16 protein-coding genes are annotated in these 14,589 nt (G+C 66.8%); 7 read left to right on the forward strand and 9 right to left on the reverse strand.

The genetic code is table 11. The annotated features are described in order from the left end of the window. Positions 1–37: 37 nt before the first annotated feature. The 4 genes from Q0044_RS09295 to Q0044_RS09310 form a co-directional block, all read right to left on the reverse strand. Positions 38–1,729: a cisplatin damage response ATP-dependent DNA ligase gene (locus Q0044_RS09295; protein ID WP_298161666.1), complete on the reverse strand. Its 1,692-nt coding sequence runs from the start codon at positions 1,727–1,729 to the stop codon at positions 38–40. A gap of 88 nt (positions 1,730–1,817) precedes the next feature. Beyond that, complete coding sequence (locus Q0044_RS09300) at positions 1,818–2,321, reverse strand: RcnB family protein (RefSeq protein ID WP_298161668.1); 504 nt, start codon at positions 2,319–2,321, stop codon at positions 1,818–1,820. Between the two features lie 94 nt (positions 2,322–2,415). Then, the gene (locus tag Q0044_RS09305; RefSeq protein ID WP_298161670.1) at positions 2,416–4,242 is read right to left on the reverse strand and encodes a response regulator; all 1,827 of its coding nucleotides are present in this window, start codon (positions 4,240–4,242) and stop codon (positions 2,416–2,418) included. Positions 4,243–4,321: 79 nt separating this feature from the next. Beyond that, on the reverse strand, positions 4,322–4,621 hold the full coding sequence (locus tag Q0044_RS09310) for a BolA family protein (protein ID WP_298161672.1): 300 nt from the start codon (positions 4,619–4,621) through the stop codon (positions 4,322–4,324). A 45-nt stretch (positions 4,622–4,666) separates the two neighbouring features. On the opposite strand from Q0044_RS09310, the gene Q0044_RS09315 reads away from it, so the two are divergent. The 4 genes from Q0044_RS09315 to Q0044_RS09330 all read left to right on the forward strand — a co-directional run bounded on the left by Q0044_RS09315 (position 4,667) and on the right by Q0044_RS09330 (position 7,368). After that, on the forward strand, positions 4,667–5,341 hold the full coding sequence (locus Q0044_RS09315; protein WP_298161674.1) for a J domain-containing protein: 675 nt from the start codon (positions 4,667–4,669) through the stop codon (positions 5,339–5,341). A gap of 63 nt (positions 5,342–5,404) precedes the next feature. Then, positions 5,405–5,833, forward strand: a complete 429-nt coding sequence (locus Q0044_RS09320; protein ID WP_298161676.1) for an organic hydroperoxide resistance protein — start codon at positions 5,405–5,407, stop codon at positions 5,831–5,833. A 59-nt stretch (positions 5,834–5,892) separates the two neighbouring features. Continuing rightward, positions 5,893–6,897 (forward strand): cobaltochelatase subunit CobS, encoded by a 1,005-nt coding sequence (gene cobS, locus Q0044_RS09325; protein ID WP_298161677.1) that lies wholly within the window; start codon positions 5,893–5,895, stop codon positions 6,895–6,897. A gap of 21 nt (positions 6,898–6,918) precedes the next feature. Further along, the gene (locus Q0044_RS09330) at positions 6,919–7,368 is read left to right on the forward strand and encodes a hypothetical protein (RefSeq protein WP_298161678.1); all 450 of its coding nucleotides are present in this window, start codon (positions 6,919–6,921) and stop codon (positions 7,366–7,368) included. Between the two features lie 26 nt (positions 7,369–7,394). Here the strand turns inward: Q0044_RS09330 and Q0044_RS09335 are convergent, their stop codons facing one another. Together Q0044_RS09335 and Q0044_RS09340 are read right to left on the reverse strand one after the other, a co-directional pair. Next, positions 7,395–7,949 carry a DUF2239 family protein gene (locus Q0044_RS09335; RefSeq protein ID WP_298161680.1) on the reverse strand — a complete coding sequence of 185 codons (555 nt, stop codon included), beginning with the start codon at positions 7,947–7,949 and terminating at the stop codon, positions 7,395–7,397. Positions 7,950–8,016: 67 nt separating this feature from the next. Continuing rightward, complete coding sequence (locus Q0044_RS09340; protein WP_298161681.1) at positions 8,017–8,379, reverse strand: phage holin family protein; 363 nt, start codon at positions 8,377–8,379, stop codon at positions 8,017–8,019. A 148-nt stretch (positions 8,380–8,527) separates the two neighbouring features. Here Q0044_RS09340 and Q0044_RS09345 point away from each other — a divergent pair, with 148 nt between their 5' ends. After that, positions 8,528–8,836: a CsbD family protein gene (locus Q0044_RS09345; protein WP_298161683.1), complete on the forward strand. Its 309-nt coding sequence runs from the start codon at positions 8,528–8,530 to the stop codon at positions 8,834–8,836. Positions 8,837–9,040: 204 nt separating this feature from the next. Here Q0044_RS09345 and clpA read toward each other — a convergent pair whose 3' ends face one another. The 3 genes from clpA to phaP all read right to left on the reverse strand — a co-directional run bounded on the left by clpA (position 9,041) and on the right by phaP (position 12,384). Then, positions 9,041–11,353 carry an ATP-dependent Clp protease ATP-binding subunit ClpA gene (gene clpA / locus Q0044_RS09350; RefSeq protein ID WP_298161684.1) on the reverse strand — a complete coding sequence of 771 codons (2,313 nt, stop codon included), beginning with the start codon at positions 11,351–11,353 and terminating at the stop codon, positions 9,041–9,043. Between the two features lie 12 nt (positions 11,354–11,365). Continuing rightward, the gene (gene clpS, locus Q0044_RS09355; RefSeq protein ID WP_298161685.1) at positions 11,366–11,698 is read right to left on the reverse strand and encodes an ATP-dependent Clp protease adapter ClpS; all 333 of its coding nucleotides are present in this window, start codon (positions 11,696–11,698) and stop codon (positions 11,366–11,368) included. Positions 11,699–11,892: 194 nt separating this feature from the next. Beyond that, positions 11,893–12,384 carry a phasin family protein gene (gene phaP / locus Q0044_RS09360; protein ID WP_298161686.1) on the reverse strand — a complete coding sequence of 164 codons (492 nt, stop codon included), beginning with the start codon at positions 12,382–12,384 and terminating at the stop codon, positions 11,893–11,895. 318 nt (positions 12,385–12,702) lie between these two features. Here phaP and Q0044_RS09365 point away from each other — a divergent pair, with 318 nt between their 5' ends. Together Q0044_RS09365 and Q0044_RS09370 are read left to right on the forward strand one after the other, a co-directional pair. After that, a complete protein-coding gene (locus Q0044_RS09365; RefSeq protein WP_298161717.1) occupies positions 12,703–14,220 on the forward strand; it encodes a D-alanyl-D-alanine carboxypeptidase in 1,518 nt (505 codons plus the stop codon). A 185-nt stretch (positions 14,221–14,405) separates the two neighbouring features. Then, positions 14,406–14,589 (forward strand): hypothetical protein (locus Q0044_RS09370; protein ID WP_298161687.1); only part of this gene is annotated, 184 nt, incomplete at its 3' end.

Here is a 14,589-nt window from a genome sequence, read left to right on the forward strand (position 1 = left end):
CTAACGCCTCAGGTGCGATTTGGAACCCCGCCTGGTCCTAGGCCGATCTGGCCACCCGCCCCCCGCCGCCCTCAAGTGAGTCGAGAAGGTCCATCACGTCGTCGAGCGTATTGGCTTCCCGCGCCGGCTTGTCCCAGCGGATGCGGCTGACGCGCGGAAACCGCATGGCCACGCCTGACTTGTGCCGCGGCGACCGCTGCAGGCCTTCGAAAGCGATCTCCAGAACCAGGCCGAAATCCCGGTCGGCCCTGACCGACCGCACCGGGCCGAACCGTTCCACCGTGTGATCGCGCACGAATTTGTCGAGCTGTTTCAACTCCTCGTCGGTAAAGCCGAAATAGGCCTTACCCACCGGCGTCAGCGTTCCATCGGAGGTCCAGACCCCGAAGGTGAAGTCGGAATAGAAGCTGGACCGTTTCCCGTGCCCGCGCTGGGCGTACATCATCACACAGTCGACGATGTGCGGATCGCGCTTCCACTTGAACCACGGCCCCTTCGGACGCCCGGCGACATAGGGACTGTCCCAGCGCTTGAGCATCAACCCTTCGGCCGCCGCCCCCACCGGCGGGTCCGCGCGCAGGACGCCAAGGCCTTCCCAACCGTCGAAATCGACCACGGGCGACAGATGCAGGCGTTCGCCCGCATGCGCCGCCACAACCGCCTCGAGCCGCGCCCGACGCGCCTTGAGCGGCAGACCGCGCAGGTCCTCACCGGCCTCGCCCAGAAGATCGTAGGCATAGAGGGATGCCGGATAGGCGGCCATCAGCTTCGCATCCACGGTCTTGCGGTTCAGCCGCTGCTGCAGGTCCCCGAACGGCGCGACCGCATCGTCGCGAACCACCAGCAACTCCCCGTCGATCGCCCCCTCGAAGGTCAGGGCGTTCATCAGGTCGGGGAAGGCATGGGTGATCTCGTCCCCATGCCGGGAATAGAGCCGCGCCACGCCATCCTCGCGCACCGCCTGAACCCGGATGCCGTCCCATTTCCATTCGGCGGCATAGTCGGCGGGATCGAGCCTGTCGAAATCCACCGCCTCGTCGATGGCGACCGCCAGCATGACCTGCCGGAACCGGCCCGGCGACTCGGTGTCCGGGTGTTCCGCCCGCCCCTCGACCCAGGCAAACAGTTCGGCGAAGGGCGGCTTCACCGCATGCCAGACCTCGACGATGTCGGCGGCGGTCAGCGGCTCCAGCCCCGTCGTCCCCTCCCCGCCCTCCGGCGCCGGCGCTTCAGTGACCGTTTCCGGCCGCATCATGGCGACCGCCGTACGCGCCAGCTGCGCCGAGAGTCCGACCCGCATCCCGCCGGTCACCAGCTTCAGCAACGCCCAGCGTCCCTTGGGCGCCAGGGCGTCCAGCCAACCCTCGATCAGCCCCTGGACCTCGCCTCGCTTCGCCTTGGCAAGGGCATCGACCACCTCGCCCAGTTCCGGTTCCCGATTCGGTCGGTACGCCGGATCGGTCGGCCAGATCAGGGCGACCGTCTCCGCCAGATCCCCGACATAGTCATAGGACCAGCCGAACAGGACCGGATCGACCCGGGCCTCCACGGCCTTCCTGATCATGGCCGGCTTGGCGGAGTCGAACACCAGCTCGCCGGTCAGGGCCGCCAGGGCCCAGCCCCGATCGGGATCGCGGGTGGCGCGCAGATAGTCCCTCAGCAAGACCAGCTTGGCGTTCCTCGACCCGGTCAACGCCAGGCGGTCCAGCAGTTCGGCAAAAGCGCGCATTCAACCTCGTGACGGCAGGACCGCCATCAAACGCGAAAACGCCCCGGAGGTCTCCCTCCGGGGCGAAGCTTTCGGCGCGGACCTGTTCCTAGTTGAACAGCCCGGCGACAACCGCGGTGATCAGACCCCCGGCGACGGCGGCGAGGACCACGTCATTGCCGCTGCGGACATAGTGGTATCCGCGGGGCGGCGCGCGCAGGCCGTAACGGCTGTAGTCGTTCACGACATAGCCGCGCGAATAGTAGCTGGGGATCCGCTGGCCATAGCTCCACTGCCTGACCTGATAGCCGCGCGGCGGGCTGTAGCGGCCGGCGTTGTAGCGACGCTCCGACCGCTGCCAGCGGTCGTAGGCCCGGACGTCCTGACGATATTCGCGACGGTCGTCACGGTTGTCCTGGCGCCATTCCTGACGGTCGTCACGACGGTCCAAGCGATCGTCACGGCGATCATCGCGGCGATCGTCACGACGGTCCTGACGCTGCTCCTGGCGGTCGTTGCGCTCGTAGCGCGACTGCGCGTCGGCGGCCGAGGCGACGCCCATGGAGCCGGCGGCGATCAGGGCGGCCAGGGCGGCTGTGGTGAATGTCTTCACGGCGAACTCTCCTAATGGTCGGGGACTTCCGACTTGCCCCCACACTAGAAGTCCGCGTTTGAGCCGCGTCTGAACGACGCCGCTCACCCGAGGTTCATGCAGCCGCCGCGGTTTCGCCCGTTTCGGACGGCGACCGCAGACCGGACCGGCCGCCGCGCACGCGCTGCATCAGCTGGGCCAGGGCGGCGAAGTCGATCGGCTTGTTCAGATAGGCGTCCGCCCCGGCTTCCAGGCCCGCCGCGTGGTCCTCGTTCCGCGCCGAGGCGGACAGGACGGCGATCGGCGTCTCGGCGTTCAAGCCGCGGGTGCGGATCAGACGGGTCGCGCTCAGGCCGTCCATGACCGGCATGTTGACGTCCATGATGACCAGGTCGAACCGTTGCTGGCTCGCCATATCGACGGCGATCTGGCCATTCTCGGCCGTGGCGACGCAATGGCCCGCAGAGCCCAGCCAGGCCTCCAGGATCATGCGGTTCACCGGGTGATCCTCGACCACCAGCACGTTCAGGCTCTCCCCGTCGCCGACCTCGGCGTCGATGGCCTCCGCCTCGATCACCGCGTCCCATTCGACCACGTCCGCCTCGACCATGAGGGTGAAGGTCGATCCCCGGCCGACCGCGGAGGTCACCGTGATGTCGCCGCCCATGATGTTGGCCATACGCCGCGCGATGGTCAGGCCCAGACCCGTGCCGCCGAACCGGCGCGTCGACGAGGCGTCGGCCTGGGTGAAGGGCTGGAACAGGCGTTCGAGATCGGCCTCGGCGATGCCCGAGCCACTGTCGGTCACCGAGAAGGCGAAGCCCACGCGGCGGTCGTTGATCCGGGTCGATTCGGTACGGAACTCGATGACGCCGGCGTCGGTGAACTTCACGGCGTTCGACAGCAGGTTCTGGAGCACCTGGCAGACGCGCAGGGGATCACCCTTCACCACCGCCGGGGTTTCGCCGACGAAGGTGGAGCGGAATTCCAGCCCCTTGGCCTCGGCCTGGGCCGCGAACGGTCCCGTAACGCGGCGATGCAGATCATCGAGCGAAACGTCGATGATCTCGAACGTCATCTTGCCGGCCTCGATCTTGGTCATGTCGAGGATGTCGTTGAGCAGGCTCAGCAGGTTGTCGCCCGAGTTGCGGATGATCGACAGATACTCCCGCTGCGTGGCCTCCAGGCGGGTCGCGCCGAGCAGCTGGGCCGCGCCCAGCACCCCGTTCATCGGCGTGCGCAGCTCGTGCGAGATGACGCCGAGGAAGTTCGACTTGGCCTGGTTGGCGGCGTCGGCCTTGTCGCGAGCGCCCTGGAGCTCCTCGATCAGGTGGGCCTGATGCTCCTGGAAGGCGCGAATCCGCTCCTCGCGGAGCATGGTCATCGTCACCAGCACGAACATGCCGGCCGAGGTGAAGGGCATGATGGCCAGGAAGGGCCAGAACAGCGGCCCGCCCCACAGGCTGGCCGCGATGATCAGCGCCACCACCGTATAGGGCGACGAGATCACGATCGCCTGTTTCGGCGAGCTTCTAAGCTGGGCGAAGACGAGCACATAGCCGCTGACCAGAAGGGCCACGGCCAGGGGCTGTCCGAACGGATGGGGCGAGAACCAGGCCATAAGCGGGGCGGAGGCCCAGGCTGCGGTGGTCACAGTGGCGACGGCGGGGAACAGCAGGCCCCAGCCCGCATCGACCCGGCCGGCCATGCTCTTTTCGAACTTGCCGCGGATGGCTCCGGCGCCGATCGTGCCGATGAACCAGACGAGACCCTGGACCCAGCCGACGGTGCCCAGCAGGCCGATCGCCCAACTGCCGATGATGACGTAACGCAGATACTGGGTCTGCAGAATCGCGGTCAGGGCCTGCGCGGCCTCGCTGGCGCTGACTCCCGCCGACCGACCCGAGTCGAGGCTTTTGCCGATGTCCTCGGATCCGACCATACGTCCCCCAACGTCCTAAAAACGAACCAAGGTGACGCTATGACGAACCTTCTAAGACGAGGTGAACGCTGATTTTTCCTCAATCCCCGGTTTCATCGGGGGTTTGGGCCCTGATCGACAGGGCATGGACCGGCCCGGCCAGCTCCTGCGCCAGCACGGCGTTGACCGCCCGCTGCCTTTGCACCCGCCCGACGCCCGCAAAGGCCTCTGACACGATGGTCAGGTTGAAGTGGCTTTCGCCGCCGGGCCGGGCGTCCATTCCGCCTTCATGATGGTGTCCGGCATGCCTTGCGCTGTCGTCTTCGAGCTCCAGCCGTGTCGGCTGGAACGCAGCCATGAGTTTTTCCCGCATAATCGACGCGATGGGGCCTTCCGGCATCTGGGTTTCCTTGATGGTGACCAATTCGACCCTACACTGGGGTCAATGCCAGCGTCATTCGATTACAAGCCCCGTTTCAAGGACATGCGGATCAAGCCGCCCAAGGCCGGCGAAGCCGCCGAGGCCGAGGCCGATGTCCTGCGCCTCAAGCCCGGCGAAAAGCCGTGCGACTGGCCCGACTGCACCAAGGCCGCCACGGCCAAGGCTCCCAAGTCGCGCGAGCGGCTGAACGACTTCTATGAATTCTGCCAGTCGCACGCGGGCGAGTACAACAAGGGCTGGAATTTCTACGCCGGCATGAACGAGGCCCAGGTCCGCGCGGCCCAGGAAAACGAGGCCATGACCGGCGGCCGTCCCACCTGGGAGATGAAGGCCGGAAAGAACTCCCGGGAGGCCGCCGCCTTCGCCTCCAAGATGGGCACCGCCAACACCACCGGCGCCGGCTCCTGGCAGGACAGTTTCGGCCTGTTCGGCCGCCGTGTCCGTGAACAGGCGGTGCGCGAGGAAGAAGGCCTGCGAATCGGCAAGCTGGAACGCCAGGCCCTGGCCGACCTCGACCTCGACCTGCGCACCGACAAGCCGGGCATCAAGGCGCGCTATCACGAGCTGCTGAAACGCTTCCACCCCGACCTGAACCAGGGCGACCGGGGCGCGGAAGCCAAGCTCCAGCGCGTCATCAAGGCCTACAAGACGCTGAAAAAGGCGGGCCTGGCCGCCTGACGCCCCTCTCCCGCAAGCAGAGGGAATGACTATCTATGGCTCCCCACATCCAGGAGCTTGCCGATGAACATTCTCTACAAGGCCCACGCCGTTTCCACCGGCGGCGGTCGCGACGAAGGCCGTTCGACCACCGACGACGGCAAGATCGACGTCCTGCTGTCTCTTCCGGCCGAGATGGGCGGCAAGGGCGGCGCGGGCACCAATCCGGAACAGCTGTTCGCCGCCGGTTATGCCGCCTGCTACATGGGCGCCCTGCGTCTGGTCTCGGGCAAGGCGGGCACGCCGGTCGGTCCGGACACGAAGATCCACACCGCCGTCGGCATCGGCCCGAACACGCGCGGCGAAGGCTTCAACCTCGACATCGCCATCAAGGTCACCGACCACGGCCTCGACAAGGCGATCATCGACGCCCTGATCGAGGCGGCCCATCAGGTCTGCCCCTATTCCAACGCCACCCGCGGCAACGTCGACGTGGACCTGTCGGCGGAATAACTGACGCGCCGGGCCGCGCGCGTGTTGAGCCGCGCGCGCGGCGCCTCTAGATGAGGCTCATGTCTTCCCCCCTCGACGCGACCCCCGATCCGCTGCTGACGTTCGAACCCCACCGCAAGGTCTCCGTGCGAGAGATCTTCGGCATCGATTCCGACATGATCGTGCCGGTCTTCGACACGGTCGACAGCCATGTGCCCGAGGCCGATCCGGCCTACCGGTTCGATCCGCAGACGACCCTGGCCATCTGCGCCGGCTTCGCCTTCGACCGTCGCGTCATGGTCCAGGGCTATCACGGCACCGGCAAGTCGACCCATATCGAACAGGTCGCGGCCAGGCTGAACTGGCCGACCATCCGGGTGAACCTGGACAGCCACGTCAGCCGTATCGACCTGGTCGGCAAGGACGCCATCGTCCTGAAGGACGGCAAACAGATCACCGAGTTCCGCGAGGGCATGCTGCCTTGGGCCCTGCAACGCCCGATCGCTCTGTGCTTCGACGAATACGACGCCGGTCGCCCCGATGTGATGTTCGTCATCCAGCGCGTGCTGGAGGCCCAGGGGCGTCTGACCCTGCTGGACCAGAACCGCGTCATCCGCCCCAACAAATGGTTCCGCCTGTTCGCCACGACCAACACCATCGGTCTGGGCGACACCTCGGGCCTGTATCACGGCACCCAGCAGATCAATCAGGGTCAGATGGACCGCTGGAACATCGTCACCACCCTGAACTACCTCGACCACGACGTGGAAGCCGACATCGTCGCCGCCAAGGCACCCGAGTGGAACACCGCCGACGGCAAGCGCGCCATCGCCGCCATGGTCCGCGTCGCCGACATGACCCGCAACGCCTTCATGAACGGCGACATCTCCACCGTCATGAGCCCCCGCACCGTCATCACCTGGGCCCAGAACGCGACGATCTTCGGCGGCGACCTCGGGTTGAGCTTCCGCCTGACCTTCCTCAACAAGTGCGACGAGCTGGAACGTCCGACCATCGCGGAGTTCTACCAGCGGGCGTTCGGGGAAGACTTGCCGGAGGCGGCGACCCGGGTGAAGGTGGGGTAACGATTCTTCTTGGGGTTGAGCATGCTGATCGTCGGACTCGCGATTCTGGCGATCGCCGCGGACCCTCAGACCCCGCGCCCGACGGACGAGGCCCTTCTCTCGCGGGTTAGTGAGCGTATCCCCGGTGCCGAGGTCCTGGAATTCCATGACCGTCCGATGCCGGAGGGACTTCCCGGTGCCAAGGCCCTTTGTGGCATCGCCATGATCGACGGCGGGCCGCAACCATTCTTCATCTACACCCTCTGGCGAGAACCCGGCTGGGAGGATGGAAACCGATGGAGCACAACCGTCAGGGCTCCTGGTTCGGCCGAAGCGACCGTCGAAAACAACTCCGAACGCCGAGCCGTAAACACCGCCTGTCCAGGGCTGGTCGCGCCTCTGGATGTTGACTGGCCGACGGCCTTGCCCCGTGGCTACGGCGTGGTCCGATCGACGGACCGACTGAACGCGGAGGGCCGCGTTATCCAGTGATCGTGGCTAAGGTGCGGTGTTGGGGGTCAGGACCTGACCAACTCCCCCGTATACTCCCGCACCCCCTCCGGCCATCCCGCCAGCGCCGCCTCGAACCCCGCCGCATCCCCCGCGAACAACATCCGCGTCGCCTCCTCATAGCCCGGCAGGTCCCCTGCTACGGCGGTCATGAAGCGGTAGGCGGCTTCCCGGCCCTTGCGGACCCGGTCCGGTCCCTCGGCCTCGCGCAGCGCCCCCTCGACCAGTTTCCGCAACGCCACCGACGCCCCGCCGGGCTGACCGGCCAGCCAGTCCCAGTGACGCGGCAACAGGGTGACCTCGCGCGCCGTCACCCCCAGCTTCGGCCGCCCCGGCCCCCGCTTCGACTCCTCGACGGGCGGCGCAAGGCGCGCCAGCACGGCCTCGAGGTCGCCGCGCAGGTCGAACTCGACCGGCCGCGCGTCGGCGTCGTCAAAGACCAGGACGCTCTCGCCCGCCTCGACCGCCGCCTTGACCGCGCCGACGACCTCGCGCGGCGCGCCGGACGCGATCCGCCGATGGCCGGCGAAGGCGGTGCAGGACTGAACAGTGGCGGCGGGCATGACGGACTCTCCTCGAAATCGAGGAATGTTTTACCCGGACGAAACCTTGCCGTCAATATCGCCCGGGTTAATCCCTCTTCGGACGCCGGTCGTCGGAAATGATCGAACCGGCGATCCAGCTGACCACCCCGGTCACGACCGCCGCGCCCACGCCCGCCCACAGGCCGTCGACCACGAACCCGCCGAGCAGGCTCGCCACGATCCCGATCGTCGCGGCATTCACGACCAGCAGGAACAGGCCGAAGGTGATGAGGGTCAGCGGGAAGGTCACGAACACCAGCACCGGCCGCACGAAACCGTTGACCAGTCCCAGCAACACCGCCGCCGCGATCAGAGACCCGGTCGACAGGAACTCCACCCCGGGCACCAGCCAGGCCGCCAGCCACAGCCCCAGGGCCGTCACCACCGCCTGCAGGATGAATCTCAGCATCTCGTCGTTCCCGGTTTCGCCACTTTCGAGGTCCAAATATCGGGCCGCCGCGCCCTGCCCGCAACCACCCGCGTCAGGGGAACCGTAGCGGTTGATGTGCGCTATCCCGACACGCCTCCCCGGCACACTCTCAGCAAGGATTTCTTCCATGACCGACGAACGCATCGAAGGCGCCGCCACCGGCGCGAGCGGCAGGCTGAAAAGCGGCCTCGGCAATCTCACGGGCGACACGAAGCTCCAGCTCGAAGGCAGGTTCGACGAGGTCAAGGGCAAGGCGCTCGACGCCTACGGCCGCGCCATCGACAAGCTGGAAACCCTGTCCGACCGTGCCCCCGAAGACCTGCGCGGCCCGGTCAAGACCGGCCTCGACTTCGCCCGCCGCAAGCCGCTCCTGACCACCGGCATCCTCGCCGGCATCGCCTTCCTGATGGCCGGCTCGGGCCGCCGTCGCTACTGATTGAAAGTCTCCTCCCCGTCGCTCCTGGGCGATGGGGAGGGGGACCGCCCGCCGCTTGGCGGGTGGTGGAGGGGGCGAGGTGATATCTCCGGCCTCGGCTGTCGCCCCCCGCTCCAGCCGTCGGCGTCGCCCCCCTCGTCTCGGCGCTGATCGCGCCGATCCACTCCCCCATCGGCATTCGCCAATGGGGGAGAGACCGATTGCCTAGACCGCCACCCCTTCGATCGTCTCTTTCACCGGTCCGCCCGAGGCGGGCTTGATGTCGAACACGATCTTGCCGTCGACCAGCTCGACCTTCACATGGCCGCCGCGCGTCAGGCGTCCGAACAGGATGTCGTCGGCCAGGGGCTTCTTGATGTTCTCCTGGATGACCCGGCCCAGGGGGCGCGCGCCGTACAGTTCGTCGAAGCCGTTCTTGGCCAGCCAGTCCGCGGCGTCGTCGGTCAGTTCGATGGTGATGTTGCGGTCCGCCAGTTGGGCTTCCAGCTGCAGCACGAACTTGGTCACCACCTGACGGATCACCTCCGGCTGCAGGGCCTTGAACGAGACCACCGCGTCCAGACGGTTGCGGAACTCCGGCGCGAACAGGCGCTGGATGGCCTTCTCGTCCTCGCCCTCGACCTTGCCGCGACCGAAACCGATCGAGGCCCGGGCGTTGTCGGCGGCGCCGGCATTGGTGGTCATGATCAGGACCACGTTCCTGAAATCGACCTTCTTGCCGACCGCGTCCGTCAGCATCCCGTTGTCCATGACCTGGAGCAGGATGTTATAGACGTCGGGGTGGGCCTTCTCGATCTCGTCCAGCAGGACCACGGCGTGCGGGTGCTGGTCGACGGCGTCGGTCAGAAGCCCGCCCTGGTCATGGCCGACATAGCCCGGAGGGGCGCCGATCAGGCGGCTGACCGTGTGCCGCTCCATATATTCCGACATGTCGAACCGCAGCATCTCGATGCCGAGCGTCGACGCCAGCTGCTTGGCGACCTCGGTCTTGCCGACCCCGGTCGGGCCGGCGAACAGGAAGGAGCCGATCGGCTTCTGCGGATCGCGCAGGCCGGCGCGGGCCAGCTTCATGGCCGAGGCCACCTGTTCGATCGCCGCGTCCTGGCCGAAGACGGCCCGGTTCAGGTCCGACTGCAGTTCGCGCAGACCCTCGACGTCGGACTTGGACACCGACTTCGGCGGGATGCGCGCCATCTTGGCGATGACGGCCTCGACCTCCTTCTGGCCGATGACCTTCTTCCGCTTCGATTCGGGCAGCAGCATCTGTGACGCCCCCGCCTCGTCGATCACGTCGATCGCCTTGTCCGGCAGTTTGCGGTCGGTCATGTAGCGGGCCGACAGTTCAACGGCCGAGCGGATCGCCGCATCGGTGTAGCGCAGCTTGTGGTGACCCTCGTAGGCGGTCTTCAGCCCTTTCAGGATCTTCACCGTGTCCTCGACCGTCGGCTCGTTGACGTCGATCTTCTGGAAGCGACGCACCAGGGCGCGGTCCTTCTCGAAATGCTGGCGATACTCCTTGTAGGTCGTCGACCCCATGCAGCGCAGGGTGCCCGACGCCAGGGCGGGCTTGAGCAGGTTGGAGGCGTCCATCGCCCCGCCCGAGGTCGCGCCCGCGCCGATCACCGTGTGGATCTCGTCGATGAACAGGATCGCGTTCGGGTGGTTCTCCAGCTCCTTGACGACCTGTTTCAGCCGTTCCTCGAAGTCGCCGCGATAGCGGGTGCCGGCCAGCAGCGCCCCCATGTCGAGACTGTAGATGGTCGCGCCTTCCAGCACGGCGGGGACCTCGTGGTTGACGATCTTGCGGGCGAGGCCCTCGGCGATCGCGGTCTTGCCGACACCGGGCTCGCCGACCAGCAGCGGATTGTTCTTGGTCCGGCGGCAAAGAATCTGGATCGAGCGATCCACCTCGGCCTGACGACCGATCAGGGGGTCGATCTTGCCGTTGCGCGACTTCTCGTTGAGGTCGACGCAATAGGCCTCCAGCGCTTCCCCGCCCGACTTGGCGGCGGCGGCGTCCTCCGCCTCTTCCGGGCTCTGGCCGGCGGTCTTGGCCGGACGCTGCTCGCTCATCCCCGCCTTCTTGGCGATGCCGTGGGCGATATAGTTGACCGCGTCATAGCGGGTCATGTCCTGCTCCTGCAGGAAATAGGCGGCGTGGCTTTCGCGCTCGGAGAAGATGGCGACCAGGACATTGGCGCCGGACACCTCTTCACGGCCCGAGGACTGGACGTGGATCACCGCGCGCTGGATCACGCGCTGGAAGCCGGCGGTCGGCTTGGCGTCCTCGCCGTCCGAGGTGGCGAGCGCGGCCAGGTCGGTGTCGACATAGAGCGTCAGCGCCGTCTTCAGCGCGACCAGTTCGACGTTGCAGGCCTTCATCACGGCCGAGGCGTCGGGATCGTCGATCAGGGCCAGAAGCAGGTGTTCGAGCGTCGCATATTCGTGGCGGCGTTCATTGGCGTAGGAGACCGCGCGATGCAGAGTCTCTTCGAGAGGACGTGAAAACGAGGGCATGGGGAGATCCTCTCAGTCTTTTTCCATAGTGCATTGCAGCGGGTGCTGGTGACGGCGCGCCGTCTCGACCACCTGGGCGACCTTGGTTTCGGCCACTTCGTAGGTGAAGACGCCGCACACCCCGACGCCATGCTGGTGCACATGCAGCATGATGCGGGTCGCGTCCTCGCGGCTCTTCTGGAAGAACCGCTCCAGCACATAGACGACGAATTCCATCGGCGTGTAGTCGTCGTTCAGGATCAGCACCCGATAGAGCGAGGGCTTCTGAAGCTTGGGCTTTGTCTCGGTGATGGTGGCGGAGCCGAAGCCCTGATCCTGTCCTTCACCTGGCCTTTTGGTTGGCATCGTCGTCCGTCATTTCGGGGGAGTCGAAACGCTATGTAGGAAGTGTCAGCCGGTTTTGGAGTCACGTCCAGTCACGGCTGTCGTGATGAGGCGTTCGGCACGCGCCGGAGCGGGCCCGGAGCGCCGGACACGCAAAAGGCCCCGGCGTTTCCGCCGGGGCCTCAGCTTACGCTACTTTGAAAGCAGCTCGCGCCTTAGCGGGCGGCCTGGAACTTCTCGACCGAGGCGGTGACGCGCTCGTTGATGGGCTTGAAGCTGTCCTTGACCGAACCGGTCAGGGTCTCGGTCATCTTGGTGACTTCCGACAGGTAGGTTTCCATCGCCGACTTGGCGAAGTTGGTCTGCAGCTCGATCAGCTCCTGGATCGAACGGGCCTGCGAGAGCGTCTGGGCGGCGGCGACGCCGGTTTCCCAGCTCGACTTCGAGTAGGACACGACCTGGGCCGACAGGGCCTCGGCGCCCTTCTGGGCGGCGGCGGCCGAAGCGGTCAGGGCTTCGAGGTTCTGCTTCGACTGGGCCGACAGTTCGGCGATCGTGGCCGAGGTCTTCTCGACGCCGTCACGCAGGGCTTGGGTACCGGCGGCCTGGACCTTTTCGGCCTGGGCCTTGAACTGCTCGCCCTGGACCTTGGCGGTCGCGGTGGCCTGTTCGATGGACTTCTTCACGGTTTCGGCGCTGTCAGCCATGGGAATTCTCCTGAACCAGATACGGCGGTTGGCCCGCCTGAATGTGTCTCTCACCCGGACGATTCCGGGCTCGATGAACGCCATATGATGCAAGTGCGAACACGCGTCAAGGGTTTTTGTGCACTGCACCATATGAACGTTGGTCACTCTCTGAAGCCTTCCCGGGAGCAAAGCTCGCGCGTCAGGATTCGAGCGTTCAAATCCGCGTTGATACCTGCTTAACCACCCTGAAACCTGCGTCCCCCATGCTAGACTCATCACTTGCGTCGCGCCGGGGGGCCGTCGTCGCGTCACGGGATTGAGAGGCTTCGCTTGACGATGATGCGTACCGGAAAGACCCCATTCCGCCGCCTGATCGCAGGCCTCTGCGCGCTGACCCTGGTTGTCGGTCTCGCCGGGCTCGGCTGGAACAGGGTTCAGGCCCAGTCAGGCGAGAACAGCCGCTACGCCGCCATCGTCGTCGACGCCGGCACGGGCGAGGTCCTGTTCGCCCGCCATGCCGACAGCCGCCGCTATCCGGCCTCGGTCACCAAGGTCATGACCCTCTATCTGACGTTCGAGGCCCTGGAGAAGGGTACGGCAACGCTCGACGACGTCCTCACCATCTCTCCGCTGGCCGCCTCACAGCCGCCGTCGAAGCTCGGCCTCGCCGCCGGCCAGACCATCCGCCTCGACGACGCCATGCGCGCCACCACGGTGCGGTCCGCCAATGACATGGCCATGGCCATCGCCGAACACATCGGCGGCTCCCAGGCCCGCTTTGCCGCCATGGCGACCCTCAAGGCCGAAGAGCTCGGCATGACCCAGACCCGCTACGTCAATCCGAACGGCCTGCCCGACAGCCGCCAGCTGACCTCGGCGCGCGACCTCGCCATCCTGGCCCGCGCCATCATGCGGGATTATCCACAATATTACAGCTACTTCGGCCTGCACGACTGGAACTATCAGGGCCGCGAGTACCGCAATACCAACGGCCTCTTGCTCAGCGGACAGGGCTACGACGGCATCAAGACCGGCTTCACCAACGCCTCGGGCTACAATCTCGCAGCCTCGGCGGTGCGCAACGGCAAACGCGTGATCACCATCGTTCTCGGCGGCCGCTCCAGCGTGACCCGAAACGCCCACGTCGCCGCCCTGATGGATACCGGTTTCGAGGTCGAGACCCGACGCGCGGCCGGTGAGCGGATCCAGACGGCCCAGACCTTCTTCGAGGCGCGCGGCTTCGGCATCGGCGGTCCCGACACCGGCGGAGCCGTCGCCTACGCGGCCCTTAACGGTGCTCCGGCAGAGGTCGAGGAAGGCCAGGGCTCCAGCACGATCGCCTGGACCGCCCTGCCGACGCCAACGTCCCAGCCCACCCCGTCGCCGCCCGGCTATACCCACGCTACACCGGTCCAGCCCACGGCCACGCCGCCGGTTCGGCGCGCAGAGGTCGCCCCTCCGCCAAGGGCCGGGACTGCAACAGGCAACCTGACCGCCAGCCTCAACGGCGGCGTCGCCCCGCCCCCAGGGTCCGCCTCCGGCCTGACCCGCGGCACCGTCGCCAACCCACCCCGCCCGGCCGCAACACCCCCGGCGCGGGCCGCGACCCCGCCCGCCGGCCGCTGGTCGGTCCAGGTCGGCGCCTTCCGCGACGCGACCGTGGCACGCAACTGGCTGACAGAGGTGAACCGCCGCTTCCGGACCCAGTTCACCAGCGCAGAACGCAATGTCGTCGCCGTAGCGGGCTGGCATCGTTCGCGCTTCACCGGGATGACCGAAGCCGCCGCCCGCAGCGCCTGCGAAGCCCTCGACGCCCGCCGCGTCACCTGCATGGTCGTCCGCCCGGGCGGGTGATCGGGTTCCGCCTTCGGGCGGGAGAAGGGAAACACCCCATACCCATCAACACATCCCCCCAGGACCTGAACGATTTCAACGCCCGGTCCTGATTAGAGGCTTTCTGTGCGCCCCCTTCCGAACCCGGCTTACACTTCCCTCCGTCCCGTCGCGTGGGGAAGGCGTCCTGGGCCCAGGACCCGGACGTGCGGCGGGGCGCGATCGAGCGGGAAACTGTATCGCTGCGCGCGGCCGAGGACCCTGATCTGGCGTTGAACCTGGATCTGTGGAGGCACGAACCGGCGCTGATGCAGGACTGTCCATGGGGTGACAAACCGTGGAGCCCGGAGGGACCTGACACCCTCCGCCCGTCGCGGGCCGAGGCCGGAC

The sequence above is a fragment of the Brevundimonas sp. genome, assembly GCF_027484365.1.
Lineage (GTDB): Bacteria > Pseudomonadota > Alphaproteobacteria > Caulobacterales > Caulobacteraceae > Brevundimonas.

Coding starts and splice junctions, on each gene's coding strand:
- clpS (WP_298161685.1), bottom strand. CDS start 11,698: ATGCCAACCAAAAGGCCAGGTGAAGGACAGGATCAGGGCTTCGGCTCC.
- Q0044_RS09315 (WP_298161674.1), top strand. CDS start 4,667: ATGCCAGCGTCATTCGATTACAAGCCCCGTTTCAAGGACATGCGGATC.
- Q0044_RS09295 (WP_298161666.1), bottom strand. CDS start 1,729: ATGCGCGCTTTTGCCGAACTGCTGGACCGCCTGGCGTTGACCGGGTCG.
- Q0044_RS09320 (WP_298161676.1), top strand. CDS start 5,405: ATGAACATTCTCTACAAGGCCCACGCCGTTTCCACCGGCGGCGGTCGC.
- phaP (WP_298161686.1), bottom strand. CDS start 12,384: ATGGCTGACAGCGCCGAAACCGTGAAGAAGTCCATCGAACAGGCCACC.
- Q0044_RS09345 (WP_298161683.1), top strand. CDS start 8,528: ATGACCGACGAACGCATCGAAGGCGCCGCCACCGGCGCGAGCGGCAGG.
- clpA (WP_298161684.1), bottom strand. CDS start 11,353: ATGCCCTCGTTTTCACGTCCTCTCGAAGAGACTCTGCATCGCGCGGTC.
- Q0044_RS09365 (WP_298161717.1), top strand. CDS start 12,703: ATGATGCGTACCGGAAAGACCCCATTCCGCCGCCTGATCGCAGGCCTC.
- Q0044_RS09330 (WP_298161678.1), top strand. CDS start 6,919: ATGCTGATCGTCGGACTCGCGATTCTGGCGATCGCCGCGGACCCTCAG.
- Q0044_RS09310 (WP_298161672.1), bottom strand. CDS start 4,621: ATGCCGGAAGGCCCCATCGCGTCGATTATGCGGGAAAAACTCATGGCT.
- Q0044_RS09305 (WP_298161670.1), bottom strand. CDS start 4,242: ATGGTCGGATCCGAGGACATCGGCAAAAGCCTCGACTCGGGTCGGTCG.
- cobS (WP_298161677.1), top strand. CDS start 5,893: ATGTCTTCCCCCCTCGACGCGACCCCCGATCCGCTGCTGACGTTCGAA.
- Q0044_RS09335 (WP_298161680.1), bottom strand. CDS start 7,949: ATGCCCGCCGCCACTGTTCAGTCCTGCACCGCCTTCGCCGGCCATCGG.
- Q0044_RS09340 (WP_298161681.1), bottom strand. CDS start 8,379: ATGCTGAGATTCATCCTGCAGGCGGTGGTGACGGCCCTGGGGCTGTGG.